Source organism: Streptomyces sp. NPDC041135 (assembly GCF_055592085.1).
Window position 1 is genome coordinate 113,609 of sequence record NZ_JBVIYZ010000012.1, and the last position, 21,426, is coordinate 135,034.

Annotated in this window: 20 protein-coding genes; 12 read left to right on the forward strand and 8 right to left on the reverse strand. The window is 72.3% G+C overall.

What is annotated here, in order from left to right; translation table 11 throughout:
- The first annotated feature begins 8 nt into the window (after positions 1-8).
- From pyrH to ACZ6CZ_RS25825, 6 genes are all read left to right on the forward strand, one after another.
- Positions 9-767 (forward strand): UMP kinase, encoded by a 759-nt coding sequence (gene pyrH, locus ACZ6CZ_RS25800; protein WP_469025482.1) that lies wholly within the window; start codon positions 9-11, stop codon positions 765-767.
- Between the two features lie 141 nt (positions 768-908).
- Complete coding sequence (gene frr, locus ACZ6CZ_RS25805; RefSeq protein ID WP_356346623.1) at positions 909-1,466, forward strand: ribosome recycling factor; 558 nt, start codon at positions 909-911, stop codon at positions 1,464-1,466.
- Complete coding sequence (locus ACZ6CZ_RS25810; RefSeq protein ID WP_469025485.1) at positions 1,466-2,590, forward strand: phosphatidate cytidylyltransferase; 1,125 nt, start codon at positions 1,466-1,468, stop codon at positions 2,588-2,590. Before frr ends, ACZ6CZ_RS25810 begins: the two co-directional genes overlap by 1 nt.
- A 236-nt stretch (positions 2,591-2,826) precedes the next feature.
- Positions 2,827-4,071, forward strand: a complete 1,245-nt coding sequence (locus ACZ6CZ_RS25815; protein ID WP_469025488.1) for a cytochrome P450 — start codon at positions 2,827-2,829, stop codon at positions 4,069-4,071.
- Between the two features lie 43 nt (positions 4,072-4,114).
- Positions 4,115-5,752 carry a serine hydrolase gene (locus ACZ6CZ_RS25820; RefSeq protein WP_469025490.1) on the forward strand — a complete coding sequence of 546 codons (1,638 nt, stop codon included), beginning with the start codon at positions 4,115-4,117 and terminating at the stop codon, positions 5,750-5,752.
- Positions 5,753-5,855: 103 nt separating this feature from the next.
- On the forward strand, positions 5,856-6,065 hold the full coding sequence (locus tag ACZ6CZ_RS25825; protein WP_469025492.1) for a hypothetical protein: 210 nt from the start codon (positions 5,856-5,858) through the stop codon (positions 6,063-6,065).
- Between the two features lie 378 nt (positions 6,066-6,443).
- On the opposite strand, the gene ACZ6CZ_RS25830 is transcribed toward ACZ6CZ_RS25825, so the two are convergent.
- Positions 6,444-6,665 (reverse strand): hypothetical protein, encoded by a 222-nt coding sequence (locus ACZ6CZ_RS25830; protein WP_469025664.1) that lies wholly within the window; start codon positions 6,663-6,665, stop codon positions 6,444-6,446.
- Positions 6,666-6,846: 181 nt separating this feature from the next.
- On the opposite strand from ACZ6CZ_RS25830, the gene rlmN reads away from it, so the two are divergent.
- From rlmN to ACZ6CZ_RS25855, 5 genes are all read left to right on the forward strand, one after another.
- Entirely contained in the window at positions 6,847-7,953 is a 1,107-nt protein-coding gene (gene rlmN / locus ACZ6CZ_RS25835) for a dual-specificity RNA methyltransferase RlmN (protein ID WP_469025494.1), read from the forward strand.
- 222 nt (positions 7,954-8,175) lie between these two features.
- Complete coding sequence (locus ACZ6CZ_RS25840) at positions 8,176-9,249, forward strand: thiamine ABC transporter substrate-binding protein (protein ID WP_469025496.1); 1,074 nt, start codon at positions 8,176-8,178, stop codon at positions 9,247-9,249.
- 53 nt (positions 9,250-9,302) lie between these two features.
- Positions 9,303-10,910 (forward strand): ABC transporter permease, encoded by a 1,608-nt coding sequence (locus tag ACZ6CZ_RS25845; protein ID WP_469025498.1) that lies wholly within the window; start codon positions 9,303-9,305, stop codon positions 10,908-10,910.
- Entirely contained in the window at positions 10,910-11,983 is a 1,074-nt protein-coding gene (locus ACZ6CZ_RS25850) for an ABC transporter ATP-binding protein (protein WP_469025501.1), read from the forward strand. The genes ACZ6CZ_RS25845 and ACZ6CZ_RS25850 overlap by 1 nt, the downstream gene beginning before the upstream one ends.
- A 24-nt stretch (positions 11,984-12,007) precedes the next feature.
- Complete coding sequence (locus ACZ6CZ_RS25855; RefSeq protein ID WP_469025503.1) at positions 12,008-12,799, forward strand: maleylpyruvate isomerase N-terminal domain-containing protein; 792 nt, start codon at positions 12,008-12,010, stop codon at positions 12,797-12,799.
- Between the two features lie 82 nt (positions 12,800-12,881).
- Here the strand turns inward: ACZ6CZ_RS25855 and ACZ6CZ_RS25860 are convergent, their stop codons facing one another.
- From ACZ6CZ_RS25860 to ACZ6CZ_RS25890, 7 genes are all read right to left on the reverse strand, one after another.
- Positions 12,882-13,580 carry an LAETG motif-containing sortase-dependent surface protein gene (locus ACZ6CZ_RS25860; RefSeq protein ID WP_469025505.1) on the reverse strand — a complete coding sequence of 233 codons (699 nt, stop codon included), beginning with the start codon at positions 13,578-13,580 and terminating at the stop codon, positions 12,882-12,884.
- A gap of 159 nt (positions 13,581-13,739) precedes the next feature.
- Positions 13,740-14,864 carry an LOG family protein gene (locus ACZ6CZ_RS25865; RefSeq protein ID WP_469025508.1) on the reverse strand — a complete coding sequence of 375 codons (1,125 nt, stop codon included), beginning with the start codon at positions 14,862-14,864 and terminating at the stop codon, positions 13,740-13,742.
- Between the two features lie 59 nt (positions 14,865-14,923).
- On the reverse strand, positions 14,924-15,331 hold the full coding sequence (locus ACZ6CZ_RS25870; protein WP_469025510.1) for a VOC family protein: 408 nt from the start codon (positions 15,329-15,331) through the stop codon (positions 14,924-14,926).
- Between the two features lie 106 nt (positions 15,332-15,437).
- The gene (locus ACZ6CZ_RS25875) at positions 15,438-16,853 is read right to left on the reverse strand and encodes a hypothetical protein (protein WP_469025512.1); all 1,416 of its coding nucleotides are present in this window, start codon (positions 16,851-16,853) and stop codon (positions 15,438-15,440) included.
- Entirely contained in the window at positions 16,835-17,575 is a 741-nt protein-coding gene (locus ACZ6CZ_RS25880) for an ABC transporter ATP-binding protein (RefSeq protein ID WP_469025515.1), read from the reverse strand. Before ACZ6CZ_RS25880 ends, ACZ6CZ_RS25875 begins: the two co-directional genes overlap by 19 nt.
- Positions 17,576-17,809: 234 nt before the next feature.
- On the reverse strand, positions 17,810-19,192 hold the full coding sequence (locus tag ACZ6CZ_RS25885; protein ID WP_469025518.1) for an aspartate aminotransferase family protein: 1,383 nt from the start codon (positions 19,190-19,192) through the stop codon (positions 17,810-17,812).
- Positions 19,177-19,692, reverse strand: coding sequence for an Lrp/AsnC family transcriptional regulator (locus ACZ6CZ_RS25890; protein WP_469025667.1), 516 nt, complete (start codon positions 19,690-19,692; stop codon positions 19,177-19,179). Before ACZ6CZ_RS25890 ends, ACZ6CZ_RS25885 begins: the two co-directional genes overlap by 16 nt.
- Positions 19,693-19,872: 180 nt before the next feature.
- On the opposite strand from ACZ6CZ_RS25890, the gene ACZ6CZ_RS25895 reads away from it, so the two are divergent.
- Positions 19,873-21,321 carry a gamma-aminobutyraldehyde dehydrogenase gene (locus tag ACZ6CZ_RS25895; RefSeq protein WP_469025521.1) on the forward strand — a complete coding sequence of 483 codons (1,449 nt, stop codon included), beginning with the start codon at positions 19,873-19,875 and terminating at the stop codon, positions 21,319-21,321.
- Positions 21,322-21,426 lie beyond the last annotated feature (105 nt).

The following is a 21,426-nucleotide window of genomic DNA, read 5'->3' on the forward strand; positions in this document are numbered from 1 at the left end:
AGATCTCCATGACCACCAAGGCCCAGAAGAGCGACGACGGCAAAGTACGCGGCCGGTTTCTGCTGAAGCTGTCCGGAGAGGCCTTCTCCGGCGGTGGGGGCCTGGGCGTCGATCCCGACGTGGTGCACGCCATCGCCCGCGAGATCGCGGCCGTCGTCCGGGACGGCGCGGAGGTCGCGGTCGTCATCGGCGGCGGCAACTTCTTCCGCGGCGCCGAACTCCAGCAGCGCGGCATGGACCGCGCCCGCTCCGACTACATGGGCATGCTGGGCACCGTGATGAACTGCCTCGCCCTCCAGGACTTCCTGGAGAAGGAGGGCACCGACAGCCGCGTGCAGACCGCCATCACCATGGGTCAGGTCGCCGAGCCGTACATCCCGCTGCGCGCCGTGCGCCACCTGGAGAAGGGCCGCGTCGTCATCTTCGGCGCGGGCATGGGCATGCCGTACTTCTCCACCGACACCACCGCCGCCCAGCGCGCCCTGGAGATCGACGCCGAGGCGCTGCTCATGGGCAAGAACGGGGTGGACGGCGTGTACGACTCCGACCCGAAGACCAACCCGGACGCCGTGAAGTTCGACTCCCTCGGCTACGGCGAGGTCATCACGCGCGATCTGAAGGTCGCCGACGCCACGGCCGTCACCCTGTGCCGCGACAACAAGCTCCCGATCGTCGTCTTCGAACTCCTGAAGGCGGGCAATATCGCCCGCGCCGTCAAGGGTGAGAAGATCGGCACGCTCGTGGGTGACCAGGGCGCCCGGGCCTGACCCGAATTCCCGGGCCTCGGCCGGGGGATGGACAATGTCCTGCCGGTCGGAAACCGTGCAGGAAGAAGACGCGACGCAGCCGGCCGCCGCCCCGACAAGGAACCGCAGCCGGGCCTCACTCAAGACACGCAGGAGCAAGTGGTGATCGAAGAGACCCTCCTCGAGGCAGAGGAGAAGATGGAGAAGGCCGTCGTGGTCGCCAAGGAGGACTTCGCCGCGATTCGCACCGGGCGTGCGCACCCGGCGATGTTCAACAAGATCGTGGCCGACTACTACGGCGCGCCGACGCCGATCAACCAGCTGGCCTCGTTCTCCGTGCCGGAACCGCGCATGGCGGTCGTGACCCCGTTCGACAAGAGCGCGCTGCGCAACATCGAGCAGGCGATCCGCGACTCCGACCTGGGCGTCAACCCCAGCAACGACGGCAACATCATCCGTGTGGTGTTCCCCGAGCTGACCGAGGAGCGCCGCCGCGACTACATCAAGGTCGCCAAGAGCAAGGGCGAGGACGCCAAGGTGTCCATCCGCTCCGTGCGCCGCAAGGCCAAGGACGCCATCGACAAGCTGATCAAGGACGGCGAGGTCGGCGAGGACGAGGGCCGCCGCGCCGAGAAGGAGCTGGACGACACCACGGCGAAGTACGTCGCCCAGGTGGACGAGCTGCTCAAGCACAAGGAAGCGGAGCTGCTCGAGGTCTGATGAACGACTCTTCCTGGGGGGCACCGCCACAATCCGGGTACTGGGGCCCCACCGAGCGAGGGCCTGTCCAGGGCACCGGCCCGGCGGGTCCCACGTACGATGCGCATGAAGCGCAGCAGACTCGCCCCATGCCCATCACGCCCGACGTACCCGCGTACGGCGGAGACCAGGATGACGACCGGGGGGCCGCTCGGCTGAGCGGCCCCTTGTTCCGCGACGACTTGCCGCAGGCGCATCCCTACGAGGCGGCGCCGCAGAATCCGGAGCCCATGCCCGAGGCCTCGCAGCCGGCACCCGCCCCGCAGAAGAAGAGCGCGGGACGGGACCTGGGCGCGGCCATAGGGGTCGGCGTCGGGCTCGGCGTGGTGATCATCGCGTCCCTGTTCATCGTCAAGGCCGTCTTCATCGGCGTCATAGCGGTCGCCGTCGTCGTCGGCCTGTGGGAGCTGACCAGCCGGCTCCAGGAGCGCAAGGCCATCAAGGCGCCCCTGGTCCCGCTGGCCGTGGGCGGCGCGGCGATGGTCGTCGCCGGCTACGTCCGGGGTGCCGAGGGCGCCTGGGTCGCTCTGGCGCTCACCGCGCTCGCGGTGCTGGTCTGGCGCATGACCGAACCGCCCGAGGGCTACCTCAGGGACGTCACGGCCGGTGTCTTCGCGGTCTTCTACGTCCCCTTCCTGGCCACGTTCGTCGCCCTGCTGCTCACCGCGGACGACGGTCCCTTCCGGGTCCTGACCTTCCTGCTGCTGACGGTCGTCAGCGACACGGGGGCCTACGCCGTCGGCTGGCGCTTCGGCAAGCACCGGCTCGCCCCCCGCATCAGCCCCGGCAAGACCCGCGAGGGCCTGCTGGGCGCGGTGCTGTTCGCGATGGTGGCGGGCGCGCTGTGCATGCAGTTCCTGATCGACGACGGCCGCTGGTGGCAGGGCCTGCTGCTGGGCCTCGCGGTCGCGGCCAGCGCCACACTGGGCGACCTGGGCGAATCCATGATCAAGCGGGACCTCGGGATCAAGGACATGGGCACCCTGCTCCCCGGACACGGCGGCATCATGGACCGCCTCGACTCCCTGCTGCCGACGGCCCCGGTCGTCTGGCTGCTGATGGTGGTGTTCGTCGGCTCGGCGTGAGGCCTTCCGGTTCCCGCCGGCGCCGCCCCACCCGGTCTCCGGGCCCCCGTCCTGCTCAGGACGGGGGCCCGTCGCCGTACCGGGGCCGGGTGCGCCGCGGGCGGGGCCATCGCCCCGGTACCCGGATGCCGCAACTGAAATGGCCGGGCCGCCGCGGGCGGCGGCAGACTCCCTGGAGGACGACGTCCTCCTCGACACGGGGCTGCCCCCGGTGACGCAGCAGGGAGTGGTACGCGATGCCCTTCGACCCCGACCCGGATGCGGAGTCCGTCGCCGCCCCGGCCGCGCCGCCCGTGCGGTTCTGGCCCGTCGACGACCTGCCCGCCCTCGACCCCGACCCCTTCCTGGACGAGGTGCTCCGCGAGGAGCCGGTCACCCGGATCAAGCTGCCGCACGGCGAGGGGTATGCCTGGCTCGTCACCCGGTACGAGGACGTCCGCTTCGTCACGACCGACCCGCGCTTCTCCCGGGAGGCGGTCATCGGCCGCCCGGTGACCAGCATGCGGCCCGAGCCGGTGGCGTCGCAGACGGCGGGCCTGCAGTACATCGACCCGCCCCGGCACAACCAGCTGCGCAGGGTCGTCGCCCGGGCGTTCACCGGCCGCAGCATGCAGCGGCTGCGGCCGCTGGCGGAGCGCAGGGCCGGGGAACTGCTCGACCGTATGGAGCGGGCCGGAGCCCTCGCCGACCTGATGGAACACCTCCACGGACCCTTTCCGGTCGCCGTGGTCCGCGACTTCCTCGGCGTCGAGGAGAGCGACTGGCAGCGCTGGGCGCAGACCGGCGAGGCCCTGCTGGCCGCAGGCGCGGACTCGGCGGAGCGCGGCAGAGCGGCGGCCGAGGCGACCCGCGCCCGCATCGTGGAACTCCTCGAACGCCGCCGTGAGGAACCCCGCGAGGACCTGGCGGGAGTGCTGGCGCAGGCCGTCTCCGCCGGGGAGATCACGCGGGACGAGGCCGTCTCCCTCGCCACCGCGATCCAGGTCAGCGGCGGCCACGCGGTCCGCAACAACTCCGGCTCGATGATGTACGCGCTGCTCACCCACCCCGAGCAGCTGGAGCGGCTGCGCCGCGAGCCGGAGCTGCTGCCCAGGGCCGTCGAGGAGCTCTTCCGTTACGTCCCCCACCGCAACGGCGTCGGCATCCCGCGCGTCGCCACCGAGGACGTCGAGGTCGGCGGGCACCTGGTCCGGGCGGGTGACGTGATCTACAACGCCTACGTCGCCGCCAACCGCGACCCCGGCACCTTCCCCGACCCCGACGTCCTGGACTTCGACCGCGACGACGCCCCGCACCTCGCCTTCGGGCACGGCCCGCACCACTGCCTGGCGGCCGTCATGGCCCGGATGGAGGCGGAGGTGATCATCGGCAGCGTCCTCGCCCGCTTCCCGGGCATCCGCCTCGCCGTACCGGCCGAGGAGGTCGAGTTCCAGCGCCAGGGCCTCATCCGCGGCCCGAGGACGCTGCCCGTGACCTGGTGACGAACCGCTTCGACCCACTGGAGCGCGGCGAGGGGAGCGGATCATGGCCGACCGGAAGGGCAGCGGCGGGCGGTGCCGCCGGGCCCGCGCGATCGCCGCGGTGCTGCACCTGGGGGTGCTCGGGCTCGTGACGTCGTCGGGATGCGCCGGCGCGACGGCCACCGCCACGGATCGTCCGTCCGTCACCGCGTCGCTCGCCCCCACGCCGCCGAAGCAGCCGGCCCCGCAGCTGCCACCGGCGCGGGTGACGGCCGCGGTCGGCCGGATCGACGGCCTGGTGGAGAACGCGATGCGGCGGACCGGGGTGCCGGGGATCGCCGTGGGTGTCGTCCACCAGGGCGAGGTGGTGTACGCGAAGGGCTTCGGCGTCCGTGAGCTGGGCAGGAGCGGCAAGGTCGGCACCGGGACGGTCTTCCAGCTGGCGTCCGTGTCGAAGCCGCTGTCGTCCACCGTCGTCGCCGGGGCCGTGGGGCGCGGGGCCGTCGGCTGGGACGATCGGGTGGTCGACCACGATCCGGGTTTCGCGCTGAAGAACCCGTACGTCAGCGCGAACGTGACGGTCGCGGACCTGTTCTCGCACCGCAGCGGGCTGCCCGACCACGCCGGCGACCTGCTGCAGGACCTCGGCTACCAGCGCGACTACATCCTCCAGCACCTGCGGCTGGAGCCACTGTCCCCCTTCCGCGCGAGCTACGCCTACACCAACTACGGCCTCACCGAGGCGGCGGAAGCGGTGGCCGGCGCGGCCGGAACCAGCTGGCCGCGGCTGGCGACCGACACCCTGTTCGCGCCGCTGGGCATGCGCCACTCCAGCTACCGGCGCGCCGACTACGACAAGGCCGCCGACAAGGCCTCGCCCCACATCGAGGTGAACGGCCACTGGAAGCCCTCCACCACGGAGAACGCCGACAGCCAGGCACCCGCGGGCGGCGCGAGTTCGACCGTCGACGACCTCACCCGGTGGATGCGGCTGCAACTGGACAACGGCACCTTCGGCGGGAAGAGGCTGGTCGGCGCGGCGGCCCTGGACCAGACCCGCGTCCCGCACTCCGTGACCCGGCCCCCGCTCGCCCCCGCGGGTGAGCCGGGCTTCTACGGCCTCGGCTGGGACGTCGGCTACGACGACGGCGGCGCCGTCCGCCTGAGCCATTCCGGCGCCTTCGACCTGGGCGCCGCGACCACGCTCACCCTGCTGCCCGGCGAACGGCTCGGCATCGTGGTGCTGACGAACGGGCAGCCCATCGGCGTGGCCGAGGCGGTGGCCGCCGCGTTCCTCGACATCGCCCGCAACGGCAGGCAGAGCGTCGACTGGCTCCCCTTCTACCGCAAGGTCGTGCAGGCCGCCGTCGACACCGGCGCCTCCCGCACGAACTACGGCAAGCCGCCTGCCGGCGCCGCACCGGCCAAGGCCGCCGGCACCTACACGGGCACCTACGCGAACGACTACTACGGCCCGCTCACCGTCACCGGCGACGACAGCGGCCACCTCACCATGACCCTGGGCCCGCGCAAGACGCCCTTCCCCCTGACCCACTACTCGGGCGACACCTTCAGCTACCGCACCCAGGGCGAGAACGCCGCCGGTCTCTCCGGCGTCACCTTCCGCACCCACGCCGGCAAAGCCACCGGCGTCACCGTCGAACACCTCGACACAGAGGGCCTCGGCACCTTCGACCGGTGACCGCAATGTCACCCGAATGGCGGAACATGACGTGCCACCCACATAGGTGAAGATCAGGCTGGCTAGTGTCCCCAACCAAGGCAATCCGTGAAAGGGGAACCGAATGCGCGTTCGACGCATTGTCGCTGCCGTCATCGCCACGGCAGCCCTAGCTGGACTCGGCCTCACAGGCGCCGCCGCCGCCACCGCCGCCACCGCACAGGGTGCCCCGACCTACGTCACCCCTTCCCAGTGCAAGGCGGGCGGCGGAACGGCCGATCTGACGGACAACACCTGCAAGGGCGGTATGTACGACGGGCAGAGTGTCGACTAGCCCCCGCAAGGCGCCCCGCAGCCACGCGCCGCGGGGCGCTCCCGCCCGACTCGCATGTCTGCTCGGCGTCACCCATTCCGAGTAATAGGCCGTCCTTGCAGCAGGCCGTCCCTCGCACCAGGGGCACGCGAGAGGAGAAAGCATGCGCATACGACGACCGCTCGGGAATCGCTAGCTGCACACTCAGGCGGTGGCTGATCGGGTCTCCTCGTCGCCGCAGCGTGGCTGCACGACATCGGTCACGCACCGAACTGCGTGAGACCGGGGTCCTGTACTCAGGTAATGCAGATCTGCACCCACGGCACCTTGCGCCACGACAGTTTCCACGATCACTCGGCATGTTCGACGAACCAGCTACGGCCACATGGGGAATGCCGATCACGCAAACGGTGACAAGCCCTTGCTCTCCAGATGAGCGAGCAACGAGTCGAGGCATGCGTCTGGCGTGGCCAGGTCGGCACGGAAGAACGAGTCCTTGCCGAGCTGCCCGCCGCTGACGATGACCATCCACGCCGCCCGTCGCTCAACCATGCGGTCACCGTCGACCTTGAAGACGGTCGTGACGCCGCGCTCGGCCAACCACTCCATCAGTTCGAGCATGTCCACTCGCACCCCTCCGGACAGATCATCCCATCCCCACTGTCTCGCCCCTTGGGCCGTCCACGGGCAGCCGCCCGAGGGCGACCGACGCTGACACGCACCGCCCGCGGGTGACCACCCCCACCCCGCTCCGGCCCCGGGCCCCGGGCCCCCGGAGATGATCTGCGACACTGGTCGTGTTATGCCTGCACCCGGAGAACTCACTTTCGTCGCGCCGCGCGGGGCCAAGAAGCCGCCGCGGCATCTCGCCGACCTGTCGCCCGCCGAACGCAAGGACGCGGTGGCCGCGATCGGTGAGAAGCCGTTTCGCGCCAAGCAGCTCTCGCAGCACTACTTCGCGCGGTTCGCGCACGACCCGGCGGAGTGGACCGACATCCCGGCCGGGGCCCGGTCCAAGCTGCAGGAGGCGCTGCTCCCGGAGCTGATGACCGTCGTCCGGCACCTGTCGACCGACCAGGGCGCCACCCGCAAGACGCTGTGGCGGCTGTTCGACGGGACGCTCGTCGAGTCCGTGCTGATGCGGTACCCGGACCGGGTGACCATGTGCATCAGCTCGCAGGCGGGGTGCGGGATGAACTGCCCGTTCTGCGCGACCGGGCAGGCCGGGCTGGACCGGAACCTGTCCACCGCGGAGATCGTCCACCAGATCGTGGACGGCATGCGGGCGCTGCGCGACGGCGAGGTCCCGGGCGGTCCGGCGCGGCTGTCCAACATCGTCTTCATGGGGATGGGCGAGCCGCTCGCCAACTACAACCGGGTCGTCGGCGCCGTCCGCGCGCTCACCGACCCCGCCCCGGACGGGCTGGGCCTGTCGCAGCGCGGGATCACCGTGTCGACCGTCGGGCTGGTGCCCGCCATCCACCGGTTCGCCGACGAGGGCTTCAAGTGCCGGCTGGCGATCTCCCTGCACGCCCCCGACGACGAGCTGCGCGACACCCTCGTCCCCGTGAACACGCGGTGGAAGGTGCGCGAGGTGCTGGACGCCGGGTTCGAGTACGTCGAGAAGTCCGGCCGGCGGCTGTCCATCGAGTACGCGCTGATCCGCGACATCAACGACCAGGCCTGGCGGGGCGACCGCCTCGGCCGGCTGCTGCGGGGCCGACCGGTGCACGTCAACCTGATCCCGCTGAACCCGACTCCGGGTTCGAAGTGGACCGCCTCCCGGCCGGAGGACGAGAAGGCGTTCGTCGAGGCCATCGCCGCGCACGGGGTGCCGGTCACCGTCCGGGACACCCGCGGTCAGGAGATCGACGGGGCCTGTGGTCAGCTGGCGGCCACCGAGCGGTAGTCTGACGCCGTACAGACATCTTCATATTCCGACAGGGGAGCGCCACAGCGCTGAGAGTGCGGCATCGGGCCGCAGACCCTCTGAACCTCGCCCAGGTCATTCTGGGTAGGAAGTTCGGTCATCACTCAAGCTGTTGCGCCCTGCCCGGGCACCGGCGGACCACTCCGCGGGTGCCCGGGCGGGGCCGCGTCTCTTCCTGGCCAACCCCCAGGAGGACATCCAGTGCACACCAAGACCTTCGCGGCAGCGGCCGTCGGGCTCGGCCTCCTCGCGCTGTCCGCGTGCGGCTCCGGTGACGGCGGGTCGTCGGCGGACTCGCACACCGTCACCCTCGTCAGCCACGACTCGTGGGCCGTCTCCAAGAACGTGCTGCACGACTTCGAGAAGCAGTCCGGCTACACGGTGAAGGTCCTCAAGGACGGCGACGCCGGGCAGGCCGTGAACAAGGCCATCCTGACCAAGGACAACCCGCAGGGCGACGTCCTCTTCGGCGTGGACAACACCCTGCTCTCCCGCGCCCTCGACAACGGGCTGTTCCAGTCGTACGAGCCGCGGGGCGCCGGCCGGGTGCTGCCCCAGTACCGCGTCGACCAGGCCCGGCACCGGGTCACCCCGATCGACACCGGCGACATCTGCGTCAACTACGACAAGGCCTGGTTCGCCAAGCACAAGCTGACCCCGCCGCGCACCTTCGCCGACCTCGCCGAGCCGGCGTACAAGAACCTGCTGGTCACCGAGAACGCCGCCACCTCCTCGCCCGGCCTCGGCTTCCTGCTGGGCAGCGCCGCGCAGTTCGGCGACACCGGCTGGCAGGACTACTGGAAGCGGCTGAAGGCCAACGGTGTGAAGGTCGTCGACGGCTGGGACCAGGCCTACGACCAGGAGTTCTCCGGTTCCGCCGGCGGCCGCAAGGCCGGTGGCGACCGGCCGCTCGTGGTGTCGTACGCCTCCTCGCCGCCCGCCGAGGTCATCTACGCCGACCCCCGGCCGAGCACCGCCCCGACCGGGGTCGCCACCGGCACCTGCTTCCGGCAGACCGAGTACGCCGGACTGCTCAGCAACGCCGCGAACGCCAAGGGCGGCAAGGCGCTCCTCGACTTCCTGGTCGGCCGGGAGTTCCAGCAGGACATGCCGCTGAACATGTTCGTCTACCCCGTCACCGAGGGCGCCGCGGTGCCGAAGGAGTTCACGCGGTACGGGCCGCGGGCCGCGCACCCCGAGACCATGGCGCCCGCCAGGATCGCCGCCAACCGTGACCAGTGGGTCAAGTCGTGGACGTCGCTCGTACTGAAGTAGCGCGGCGCCGGCCGGACCCGGCGCGGCGCGGGAACGCGGCGCGGCTCGCCCTGATGGCGGCGCCCGTCGCGTTCTTCGCCGTGTTCTTCGCCTGGCCCGTCGCCGCGATCGTCACGCGCGGGCTGAAGGCGGACGGGTCCTGGCGGTTCGGGCGGATCGCGGACGTCGTCGCCGAACCCGGCATCCGGCACGTGCTGTGGTTCACCACCTGGCAGGCGCTGGCCTCCACCGCGCTGACCCTGCTGCTCGCCCTGCCCGCCGCCTACGTCTTCGCCCGCCTCGACTTCCCCGGCAGACACCTGCTGCGGGCCGTCGTCACGGTGCCGTTCGTGCTGCCGACCGTCGTCGTCGGCTCCGCCTTCCTGGCGCTCGTGGGGCGCGGCGGGCTCCTCGACGAGCTGTGGGGCGTACGGCTGGACACCACCGTGTGGGCCATCCTGCTCGCCCACGTCTTCTTCAACTACGCGGTCGTCGTCCGCACGGTCGGCGGCCTGTGGGCCCAGCTCGATCCCCGGCAGGAGGACGCCGCCCGGATGCTGGGCGCGTCCCGGTTCGCCGCCTGGCGCACGGTCACGCTGCCCGCGCTCGGCCCCGCCGTGGCCGCCGCCGCGCTGATGGTCTTCCTGTTCACCTTCACCTCCTTCGGCGTGGTGCAGATCCTCGGCGGTCCCACGTTCTCCACGCTCGAAGTGGAGATCTACCGGCAGACGGCCGAGATCTTCGACCTGTCCACGGCCGCCGTGCTCACCCTCGTGCAGTTCGCCGCGGTCGGCGCCGTCCTCGCCGTGCACGCCCGGACGGTACGGCGGCGGGAGACCGCGCTGCGCCTGGTGGACGCCGCGGGGACGGCACGCCGGCCGCGCGGGGCCGGGCAGTGGGCGCTGCTCGCGGGCGTCCTGGCCACCGTCGCCGTGCTGCTGGTGCTGCCGCTCGCCGTGCTAGTGCGCCGCTCGTTCGGCGGTGGCGGCGGGGGCCTCGGCTACTACCGGGCGCTGACCGACGCCGACGGCGGCATGTTCCTGGTCGCGCCGATCGCCGCCGTGTGGAACTCCCTGCAGTACGCCGCCGCCGCGACGGCCGTCGCCGTGGTGATCGGCGCGCTGGCCGCGGCCGCGCTGGCCCGACGGGACGCGGGGCGGCTGGTGCGGGGCTTCGACGCGCTGCTGATGCTGCCGCTCGGGGTGTCCGCCGTGACCGTGGGCTTCGGGTTCCTGATCGCGCTGGACCGGCCGCCGCTGGACCTGCGGCAGTCCTGGATGCTCATCCCGCTGGCCCAGGCGCTGGTGGGCGTGCCCTTCGTCGTGCGGACCATGCTGCCGGTGCTGCGGGCGGTGGACGGACGGCTGCGGGAGGCGGCCGCCGTGCTCGGCGCGTCGCCGTGGCGGGTGTGGCGGGAGGTCGACCTGCCGCTGGTGCGGCGGGCCCTGCTCGTCGCGGCCGGTTTCGCGTTCGCCGTGTCGCTCGGCGAGTTCGGGGCGACGGTGTTCATCGCGCGGCCGGACAACCCGACGCTGCCGGTCGCCGTGGCCCGGCTGCTGGGGCGGCCCGGAGACCTCAACTACGGGCAGGCGATGGCCCTGTCCACGATGCTGATGCTGGTGTGCGCGGCCGCCCTGCTGGTCCTGGAGCGGCTGCGCACCGACCGGACGGGGGAGTTCTGATGCCGACGCGCGACCGGGCGGGGGAGCCGGGTGCCGAGGGGGACGCGGGGGCGCTGCTGCGCCTGCGGGAGGCGACCGTGCGCTTCGGCGGGCGGGCCGTGCTCGACGCGGTCGGCCTCGACGTCGCCGAGCACGAGGTGGTGTGCGTGCTCGGGCCCAGCGGCAGCGGCAAGTCGACGCTGCTGCGGGCGGTGGCCGGACTCCAGCCCCTCGACGCCGGGCGGGTCCTGCTCGACGGGCGCGACCAGGCGGGCGTGCCCGCGCACCGGCGCGGGGTCGGGCTGATGTTCCAGGACCACCAGCTCTTCCCGCAGCGGGACGTCGGCGCCAACGTGGCGTTCGGGCTGCGGATGCACGGCACGCCGAAGGCCCGGCAGGGCGCCGAGGTCGCCGAGCTGCTGCGGCTCGTGGGGCTGCCGGGGGCCGAACGGCGGGCCGTGGCCGCGCTGTCCGGCGGCGAGCAGCAGCGGGTGGCGCTCGCCCGGGCGCTCGCGCCGCGGCCCCGGCTGCTGATGCTGGACGAGCCGCTCGGGCAGCTCGACCGCTCGCTGCGGGAGCGGCTGGTGGTCGAACTGCGGGAGCTGTTCGGCCGGCTGGGCACCACCGTGCTCGCCGTGACGCACGACCAGGGCGAGGCGTTCGCGCTGGCCGACCGGGTGGTGGTGATGCGGGACGGGCGGATCGCCCAGTCCGGCACCCCGCTGGAGGTGTGGCAGCGGCCGGCCGACGCCTTCGTGGCGCGTTTCCTCGGCTTCGAGAACGTGGTGGCCGCGACCGTCGCCGGTGAGGCCGCCGACACGCCCTGGGGCAAGGTGCCGGTGCCCGAGGGCGCCGCGCAGGGCACGCGCACGCTGCTGGTGCGGCCGGCCGGGGTCCGGCTGGTCGCGGCCGACGCGGGCCTGCCCTGCACGGTGACCGCCCGTACCTTCCGCGGCACCCATGTCGCCGTCCGCCTCCAGCCGCGCGACGGCGGCCCGCGCCTGGAGGCCGCCTGCGCGCTGCGGGCGGCGCCGGAGCCCGGGGACGAGGCCGGCGTCGCCTTCGACCCGTCCGAAATCGTCGTGCTGGGGTGATCCACGCGGCCGTAGGGTGACGGCATGACCCTGCTTGCGCATGAGCGTTACTGTGACGAGATCACCCACCAGGTCGCCGGACTGCGGGCCGTGGTGACCTCCGGCGCCGATCTGGGCGCGACCGTGCCCACCTGCCCGGACTGGACGCTGGAGCAGCTCGTGCGGCACACCGGCGGCGCCCTGCGGTGGGCGGAGACCCTGGTGCGGACGCAGGCGCAGGAGCAGGTGGGGCCCGAGCGGGTTCCCGGACACGCGGGCCCCGACGCGCGGGGTGATGCCGCCGCCCTGGACGCCTGGCTCGCCGAGACCGCGGAGCTGCTGGTGGCGGCCCTGCGCGAGGCCGGACCCGACCGCCCGGTGTGGAGCTGGTCCGGCGACAACAGGTCCGGCTTCTGGGCGCGCCGGATGACCCACGAGGCCGCCGTGCACCGCGCCGACGCCACGTTCACCGCCGGGCTGCCCTACGAGGTCGCCCCCGAGGTGGCCGCCGACGCGCTGGACGAGTGGCTGGACATCTCCGCGCTGGTGCGGCGCTACCGGGGCCGGGAGGAGGGGCTGCTGGAGGGGTCCGCGCGCAGTATCCACCTGCACGCCACCGACACCGCGCCCGATCTGGACGCCGAGTGGCTGGTGGAGTTCGGCGGGCCGGGCCTCGCCTGGCGCCGCGGCCACGAGAAGGCGACGGTCGCCCTGCGCGGCCCGCTCACCGCCCTGCTGCTCGCCTCCTGCCGCCGGCTCCCGCTGGACGCTCCCGGGCTGGAGGTCATCGGCGAGCGCGAGGTGCTGGAGCTGTGGCTGGACCGCTCGGCCTTCTGACCGGCCCCCTACGACCGCGGCCCGTCCCCCGGGGATACGGGGACGGGCCGCGGTGCGGTACGGAGGGTGGAGCGGCGAGGCGTCAGCTGTTGCCGTTCGCCCCACGGCGGCGCATGCCGAGGAACACGGCGCCACCGCCGACGACGACCAGGGCGGCCGCGACACCGGCGATCAGGCCGGTGTTGGAGTTGGCACCGGTCTCGGCGAGGTTGGAGTCACCGGCCGCCGGGGACGGCGCGTTGCTCGCGCTCGGCGCCGGGGCGGCGCCGCTGTCGGAGGCCGACGGGGCCGGGGTGGCCGACTCGGCCGGGGCCGAGGGGGTCTGCGACGCCGGGGTGCCGGCCGGCGGCGTCGGGGTGGGGGTGGCGGTCTCCTCGGTCTTGCAGGCCGTGGAGGGGGTGGTCAGGTCGGGCTTGATGTCCTGGTCGACCCGGTTGGTGGCCTTGACGTGGACGCGGTACGTCGCGTTCGGCTTCCAGTCCTCGGAGAAGGTGACCGTGGCGCCCTCGCGGGTGCCCTTGACCTCCTGCGGCTGGCCGACCTGCTCGGCGTCGGCGCCGTTGTTCTCCAGGAAGACGGTGATGACGGCCGGGGTGCCGGAGGCGTCCTTGTCGGTGACGACGATGACGCCCTTGCCGCCGTCGCACGTGGCTTCGGCGGAGAACTCACTGATGTTGCAGGCGAGGGCGTTGCCCGCGACGCCCAGGGCCAGCGCGGCGGAGGCGGAGGCGACACCCAGGATGCGCACGGAACGGCGTGCGCTGCGGCGAGTTGGGGACACGTTTGTCCTTTACAGAGTGCACAACTGCGGGGGGTTGAGGGGAGACAGGACGTCAACGTGACGAGGCCCCGTCACCCCCAAGAGACTCACAGGTCTATAAGCGCGCCGTAAGAGGTGTCAATGCATATGCCGCTCAGAGCCGTTGGCTTTGCCATCTTATTAACCATGGAGACGTTTCAAGACCTCCGGAGCCTGCTCGATACGGTCAACGAGGGCTATTCTGCCCGCCATCGGCCGGTCGGCGGCCAGCGACCGCAGCAGCGGCCAGGCCGGCAGCTCCTCCGTCCAGTGCGCTTTGTCCACCAGCACCATGGGCGTGGGCTCGCCCCGCGACCCGTAGTAGTTCGGCGTCGCGTTGTCGAATACCTCCTGTACGGTCCCGGCGGCGCCCGGCAGGAACACCACGCCCGCGGTGCAGCGGGCCAGCAGGCCGTCCTCGCGGGTGGCGTTGGCGAAGTACTTGGCGATGTGCGCGGCGAAGGCGTTCGGCGGCTCGTGGCCGTAGAACCAGGTGGGGATCCCGACCGACGGGCCGCCGTCCGGCCAGCGCTCGCGCACCGCGAACGCCGCCCGCGCCCAGTCGGTCACCGACGGCCGGAACGAGGGCGCCGCGGCGAGCAGTTGGAGGGCCTGCTCCAGCATCGCGTCGTCGAAGGGTGCGGCGTACGCGCCGAGGTTGGCCGCCTCCATGGCGCCCGGGCCGCCCCCGGTGGCCACCGTGAGTCCGGCCCGCGCCAGTTCGCGGCCCAGGCGCGCCGCACCGGCGTAGGCCTGCGTGCCGCGGGCCATCGCGTGACCGCCCATCACGCCCACCACCCGCGTACCGGCCAGGAGTTCGTCGAGCGCGTCGGAGACGGCGTCGTCGTGGACGGCGCGCAGCATCGAGGCGAAGACGTCACCGTCGGCCTTCGTGCGCTGGAACCAGGCGTACGCCCGGGCGTCCGGGGTGGCCTCGTAGCCCTGGCCGAGCGACTCGAACAGCTCGGCGGGGCTGTAGACGAACCCCCGGTACGGGTCGAAGGGCAGTCCCGGGACGGGCGGGAACACCAGGGCGCCCGCGGCCCGTACGTGCGCGGCGGCGTCCGGGTGCATCGGGCAGCCGAGGAAGACGGCGCCCTCCGTGCCGGTGGAGAGCAGGACGTGCGTACGGTCCGTCAGATCGACGGCCTGGACGCGGTACCGGGCGAGCGAGCCGTGGGCGGCGACGACCTCGTCGAACTCGGTGAGCGACTCGATCTCGAGGTCGCGGGCGGCGCGGTGCGGCTGGGCGGGTGTCTGGTTCACCCGCCCATGCTAGGCAGCGCGTTCACCCGGACGGGTGAGCCGGCCGGCTCCGGGGGCGGTCAGCCCTGGACGGCCGCGGGGTCCATCCAGACCACTTCCCAGCTGTGGCCGTCGAGGTCGTCGAAGGAGCGGCCGTACATGAAGCCGTGGTCCTGGGTCTCACCGCTGACGCTGCCGCCGGCCGCGATCGCCTTCTCGACCAGCTCGTCGACCTTCTCGCGGCTCTCGGCGCTCAGACACAGCAGCACCTCGCTGGACGTCCTCGGGTCGACGATCTCCTTCCGGGTGAAGCGGCGGTAGTGCTGAGCGGTCATCAGCATCGCGACGATGGTGTCGCTGATCTGGACGCACACGTTCTCGTCCGTGCTGAACTGCGGGTTGATGGCGTACCCGAGTTCGGTGAAGAACTTCCGCGTGGCGGGGACGTCGGCGGTGACCAGGTTCACGAAGATCATCTGCTGGTACATGGTGTCTCTCCCTCAGGGGCTCCGGCGCGTTCGAGAGGTCAGACCCCGGTCCGGCGCGAAAGTCATCGGTCGCCACAGGTCTTTTCGCGTGCGGCGGCCACCGGTCCTAGGAGCGGGTCAGCGGCAGCGCGGCGAGGTCGGCGACCACCAGGGCGAGCGGGCCGAACAGGGCCAGCAGGGCGGCGGTGCGCAGGGCGGCCGCGGTGCGCAGCATCGTCGCGGGAGCGCCGAGGCGCAGCAGCGCGGCGGTGGTGTCGGCGCGGGCCTGGCGGGCCTCGACGGCGGCGGTCAGCAGGGTCGCCACCGTGCAGCCGGCGACCAGGGCCGCGCCGAGGGTGGTCAGCGGCCCGGGCGCCGGAAAGGCGCCGTCGTGCACGGCGCTGACGGTGCAGGCGGCGGACGCCACCGCGCAGACCACGCCCAGGGGGCGGCCGATGCGGGTGGCCTCCGCCATCAGGAAGCGGCCGGACAGCAGCCGCAGTGCGCCCGGGCGGGCGGTCTGCAGGAGCTTCCCGCACAGGTGGGTCAGGCCCGGGGCGGCGAGCACCAGGCCCACGGCGGTCAGGGCCCACCCGGCCAGCATGCCGGTGGCCCCGCCGGTCAGGGCGGCCCGGGCGAGTCCCGGGGAGCGGCTGGTGTACGCCTCGACGGCGAGGCCGGCGGCGAGCACGGCGACGCCCCAGGGGAAGCCGGCCGGGGCGGCCTGCGGGTCGCGGGTCAGGGCGCCCGCCCAGCCGGCGTCCGGTGCGGCGGCGCGGCGGCCGGGCGCCCCGGGCGGCGTCTCCGGTCCCGCGCCGTCCGCCGCCGCGGCGCGGTCCGCACCGGAGTGCGCGGGACCGGGGACGTCCGCGGTCCGGCGCGCCTCGGGGTGCGGTGCCGCGGCCTGCGCGGCGGTGGCGGGGCGGGGAGCGGGGGAGCGGGCGGCGAACCGGGCGCAGGCGCCGAAGGTCTCGCGGACGCTCGTGCCCCGCGCGCCGAACCGGCCGAAGGCGCGCGGGGTGCGGGGGCGCGGGTCGCGGGGTCGCAGCACGAGGGCCACCGCGGCACAGGCGAGGGCCGGGGGCAGGGCCAGCAGGGTGAGGACCGCCGGCACCGGCAGGGGCCGGCCCGCGGCGAGGGACTCGGACGCGGCGCCGTCGAAGGGCATGCCCGTGATGTCGCCGCGCAGGTGGAGGAACACGAACAGGGCCAGCATCGAGCCGAGCGCGCAGGACAGGGCCGTCGTCACGACCGAGACCGCCATCAGCCGGGCGGGGCCGAGGCCGATGGCCGAGAGGCCGGGGCGGGGCCTGGTCCCGGGGTCGGTACGGGCGACGGCGACCGCGAGCTGGACCGTGGCGGCCAGCGGGATCGCGCACCAGGCCAGCCGCAGGACCGCCGCGCCCGCCGCCCCGGGGTGGTCCATGGCGTAGCCCAGGGCGCACAGCAGGAGGAAACCGGTGCCCGCCGCGGCCGCCGTCACCAGCAGGCGGCGCAGGTGGACGGCCGGCCGGGCGGCGCGGCTCAGACGGAGAGCGAGCACGCGGCCCGGCCCTCCGTCTCGGGGGCCGGCGGGAGGTGGACGGTGTTCACGCGCCGTCCGTCCAGCAGGGACACCGTGCGGTCGGCGAGGGCCGCGGTCTCCGCCTCGTGGGTGGCGAGGACGACCGTGATGCCGTGCGAGCGGGCCGCCGCCAGGAGCGTGCGCAGGACGTGGGCGCGCTCCGCCCGGTGCAGCGGGGCGGTCGGTTCGTCGGCGAACAGGACGGTGGGCGCCGGGGCCAGCGCCCGGGCGATGGCCACGCGCTGGCGCTCGGCCTGGCGCAGCTCACGGGGGTGCGCACGGGAGTGGTCGCCGACGTCGAGGCGCTCCAGCCACTCCAGGGCGGTCACCTTGGCCCGGCGGCGGCTGGTGCCGCGCAGCATCAGGGGCAGGGCGGCGTTCTCCCAGACGGTCAGCTCGGGCACCAGGGCCGGCACGGGGTCGATCCAGCCGAAGCGGTCGCGGCGCAGCCGTTCCCGGGCGACGGGGCCGAGGGTGTGCACGGGCGCGCTGTTGAACCACACCTCGCCGCTGCCGACCGGCACCAGCCCGGACAGGCAGCGCAGCAGGGTCGTCTTGCCGCTGCCGCGCGGGCCGCCGACGGCGAGGATCTCGCTCTCGCGCACACCGAGCGAGATCCCGGTCAGGCCCGGTGAGCCGTCGGGGTGGGTGAAGTGCAGGGAGCGTGCCCAGAGCACGTCGTTGTCCGGCGGGGCCTCCATGGGCGTACACCTCGGTTCTGATCCGTTTTCCCGTCCCCCGTGTCCGCGCGGGCGCCTGTCGCAGGGCCTTCAGGAGCAACGAGGACCGGGCCGATCGGTCACTGGCACGCTAGGCAGCGGCCGCCGGGGGCCCGGACAGCACACGGCCCCGGGCCGCCGTTCCCACTCGAACGGACGGCACCGGGGCCGGGGCGGATCAGCTGATCGGACGTACGGCGCTCAGGAGTGCGGGACTCAGAGCTTGGTCCACGCCTCGGTCAGCGTCGCGCGCAGGATCTGCTCGATCTCGTCGAAGGTCTCCTGGGTGGAGATCAGCGGCGGGGCGAGCTGGATGACCGGGTCGCCGCGGTCGTCGGCACGGCAGTACAGGCCGTTGTCGAACAGCGCCTTGGAGAGGAAGCCGTACAGGACGCGCTCGGTCTCCTCGTCGTTGAAGGACTCCTTCGTCGCCTTGTCCTTGACCAGCTCGATGCCGTAGAAGAAGCCGTTGCCGCGGACGTCGCCGACGATCGGCAGGTCGTGCAGCTTCTGCAGCGTGGAGAGGAAGGCGCCCTCGTTGTCCAGCACGTGCTGGTTGATGTTCTCCCGCTCGAACAGGTCGAGGTTGGCCAGGCCCACCGCGGCCGAGACCGGGTGACCGCCGAAGGTGTAGCCGTGCAGGAAGGTGTTGTCACCCTTGTAGAACGGCTCGGCCAGGCGGTCGGAGATGATGCAGGCGCCGATCGGGGAGTAGCCCGAGGTCATGCCCTTGGCGCAGGTGATCATGTCCGGGACGTAGTCGAACTTGTCGCAGGCGAACATCGTGCCCAGGCGGCCGAAGGCGCAGATGACCTCGTCCGACACGAGCAGCACGTCGTACTGGTCGCAGATCTCGCGCACCCGCTGGAAGTAGCCGGGGGGCGGCGGGAAGCAGCCGCCGGCGTTCTGCACCGGCTCCAGGAAGACCGCGGCGACGGTGTCCGGGCCCTCGAAGAGGATCTGCTGCTCGATCTGGTCGGCGGCCCAGCGGCCGAAGGCCTCGGGGTCGTCACCGAACAGGGACGCGCGGTAGATGTTGGTGTTCGGCACCTTGTGCGCGCCGGGGACCAAGGGCTCGAAGGGGGCCTTCAGGGCCGGCAGGCCGGTGATCGACAGGGCGCCCTGCGGGGTGCCGTGGTAGGCGACCGCGCGGGAGATGACCTTGTACTTGGTCGGCTTGCCCTGGAGCTTGAAGTACTGCTTCGCCAGCTTCCAGGCGGTCTCGACGGCCTCGCCGCCACCGGTGGTGAAGAAGACCTTGTTCAGGTCGCCGGGGGCGTGGTGGGCCAGCCGCTCGGCCAGCTCGACGGCCTTGGGGTGGGCGTACGACCACACCGGGAAGAACGCGAGCTCCTGGGCCTGCTTGAAGGCGGTCTCGGCCAGTTCGGTGCGACCGTGACCGGCCTGGACCACGAACAGCCCGGCGAGACCGTCGAGGTAGCGCCTGCCCTTGTCGTCGTAGATGTAGGTGCCCTCGCCCCGGACGATGGTCGGGACGGGGGAGTTCTCGTACGAGGACATGCGGGTGAAGTGCATCCACAGGTGGTCGTACGCGGTGCGGCTGAGGTCCTTCTGGCTCACGGTTATCGGGTTCCCCACATGTAGGTCTGCTTCTTGAGCTTCAGGTAGACGAAGCTCTCGGTGGAGCGCACGCCGGGCAGCGCCCGGATGCGTTTGTTGATGACGTCCAGCAGGTGGTCGTCGTCCTCGCAGACGATCTCGGCGAGGATGTCGAACGAGCCCGCGGTCATCACCACGTACTCGACTTCCGACATGGCCGTCAGCGCGTCCGCGATCGACTCGACATCGCCCTCGGCGTTGACACCGACCATCGCCTGCCGCCGGAAACCCACGGTGAGCGGGTCGGTGACGGCGACGATCTGCATCACGCCCTGGTCCAGCAGCTTCTGGACGCGCTGGCGCACGGCCGCCTCGGACAGGCCCACGGCCTTGCCGATCGCGGCGTACGGCCGGCGGCCGTCCTCCTGGAGCTGCTGGATGATGGCGAGGGAGACGGCATCCAGCTGAGGGGTGCCGTTCCTGGACTCGCGGGAGTCCCTCTGGTCTGCGCTTCGACTGGCCACGACCTCACTCTGCACGACACCTCGATAGTTACGCAAGCCTGAAGCGATGATATTCGTTGTTTACGAGACTGACACTTGCGGATTTCGCAGAAGTCGGCCGGGCGGGGGTGTTGAAAACGTCGGACGGCGGGCTAGGGTGGGTGTCTCACCCAATGGGACAGCTTCGAAGACTTGAACCAGATCAGGAGGCCGGCAGTGAGCACCGAGCTGCGTGGGCTGCGCACTCTCCGCAATTACGTCGACGGTGAGTTCCGGGACGCCGCCGACGGACGGACCACCGAGGTGGTCAACCCCGCGACGGGCGAGGCGTACGCGACGGCGCCCCTGTCCGGGCAGGCGGACGTGGACGCCGCGATGAAGGCCGCGGCCGCCGCCTTCCCCGGCTGGCGCGACACCACGCCCGCCGAGCGGCAGCGGGCCCTCCTGAAGATCGCGGACGCGTTCGAGGAGCGCGCCGAGGACCTGATCGCGGCCGAGGTGGAGAACACGGGCAAGCCCATCGGGCTGACCCGCTCCGAGGAGATCCCGCCGATGGTCGACCAGATCCGCTTCTTCGCGGGTGCCGCCCGGCTGCTCGAGGGCCGCTCGGCCGGCGAGTACATGGAGGGACTGACCTCCATCGTGCGCCGCGAGCCGGTCGGCGTCTGCGCCCAGGTCGCGCCGTGGAACTACCCGATGATGATGGCCGTGTGGAAATTCGCCCCGGCCATCGCCGCGGGCAACACGGTCGTCCTGAAGCCCTCGGACACCACCCCCGCCTCCACGGTCCTGATCGCCGACATCATCGGCTCGATCCTGCCCAAGGGCGTCTTCAACGTCATCTGCGGCGACCGCGACACCGGCCGCCTGATGGTCGAGCACCCGACCCCGGCGATGGCCTCCATCACCGGCTCGGTGCGCGCGGGCATCTCCGTCGCCGAGTCCGCCTCCAAGGACGTCAAGCGCGTCCACCTGGAGCTGGGCGGCAAGGCGCCGGTCGTGGTCTTCGAGGACACCGACATCGCCAAGGCCGTCGAGGACATCTCCGTCGCGGGCTTCTTCAACGCCGGCCAGGACTGCACGGCCGCCACCCGCGTCCTCGTCCAGGAGTCCATCCACGACGAGTTCGTCGCCGCGCTGGCCAAGGCCGCGTCGGAGACCAGGACCGGGCAGCCGGACGACGAGGACGTCCTGTACGGCCCGCTCAACAACCCCAACCAGCTCAAGCAGGTCGCCGGCTTCATCGAGCGCCTCCCCGCCCACGCCAAGGTCGAGGCGGGCGGGCAGCGGGTCGGAGACAAGGGCTACTTCTACGCCCCGACCGTCGTCTCCGGCCTGAAGCAGGACGACGAGATCATCCAGAACGAGGTCTTCGGCCCGGTCATCACCGTGCAGTCCTTCACGGACGAGGACCAGGCCGTCGAGTGGGCCAACGACGTCGAGTACGCCCTCGCCTCCTCGGTGTGGACCAAGGACCACGGGCGTGCCATGCGGCTGTCCAAGAAGCTCGACTTCGGCTGCGTGTGGATCAACACCCACATTCCGCTGGTCGCGGAGATGCCGCACGGTGGCTTCAAGAAGTCCGGGTACGGCAAGGATCTGTCGGCGTACGGGTTCGAGGACTACACGCGGATCAAGCACGTGATGACATCGCTGGACGGATAGCGCTCCGCCGGTGCCTTTGCCTTCGGGGTGCGGGGGACTGTTGCTCGGTCGCACAGTTCCCCGCGCCCCTTTGAGGTGTCCGGGGCCTTCGAGTGCGGGGGTTGA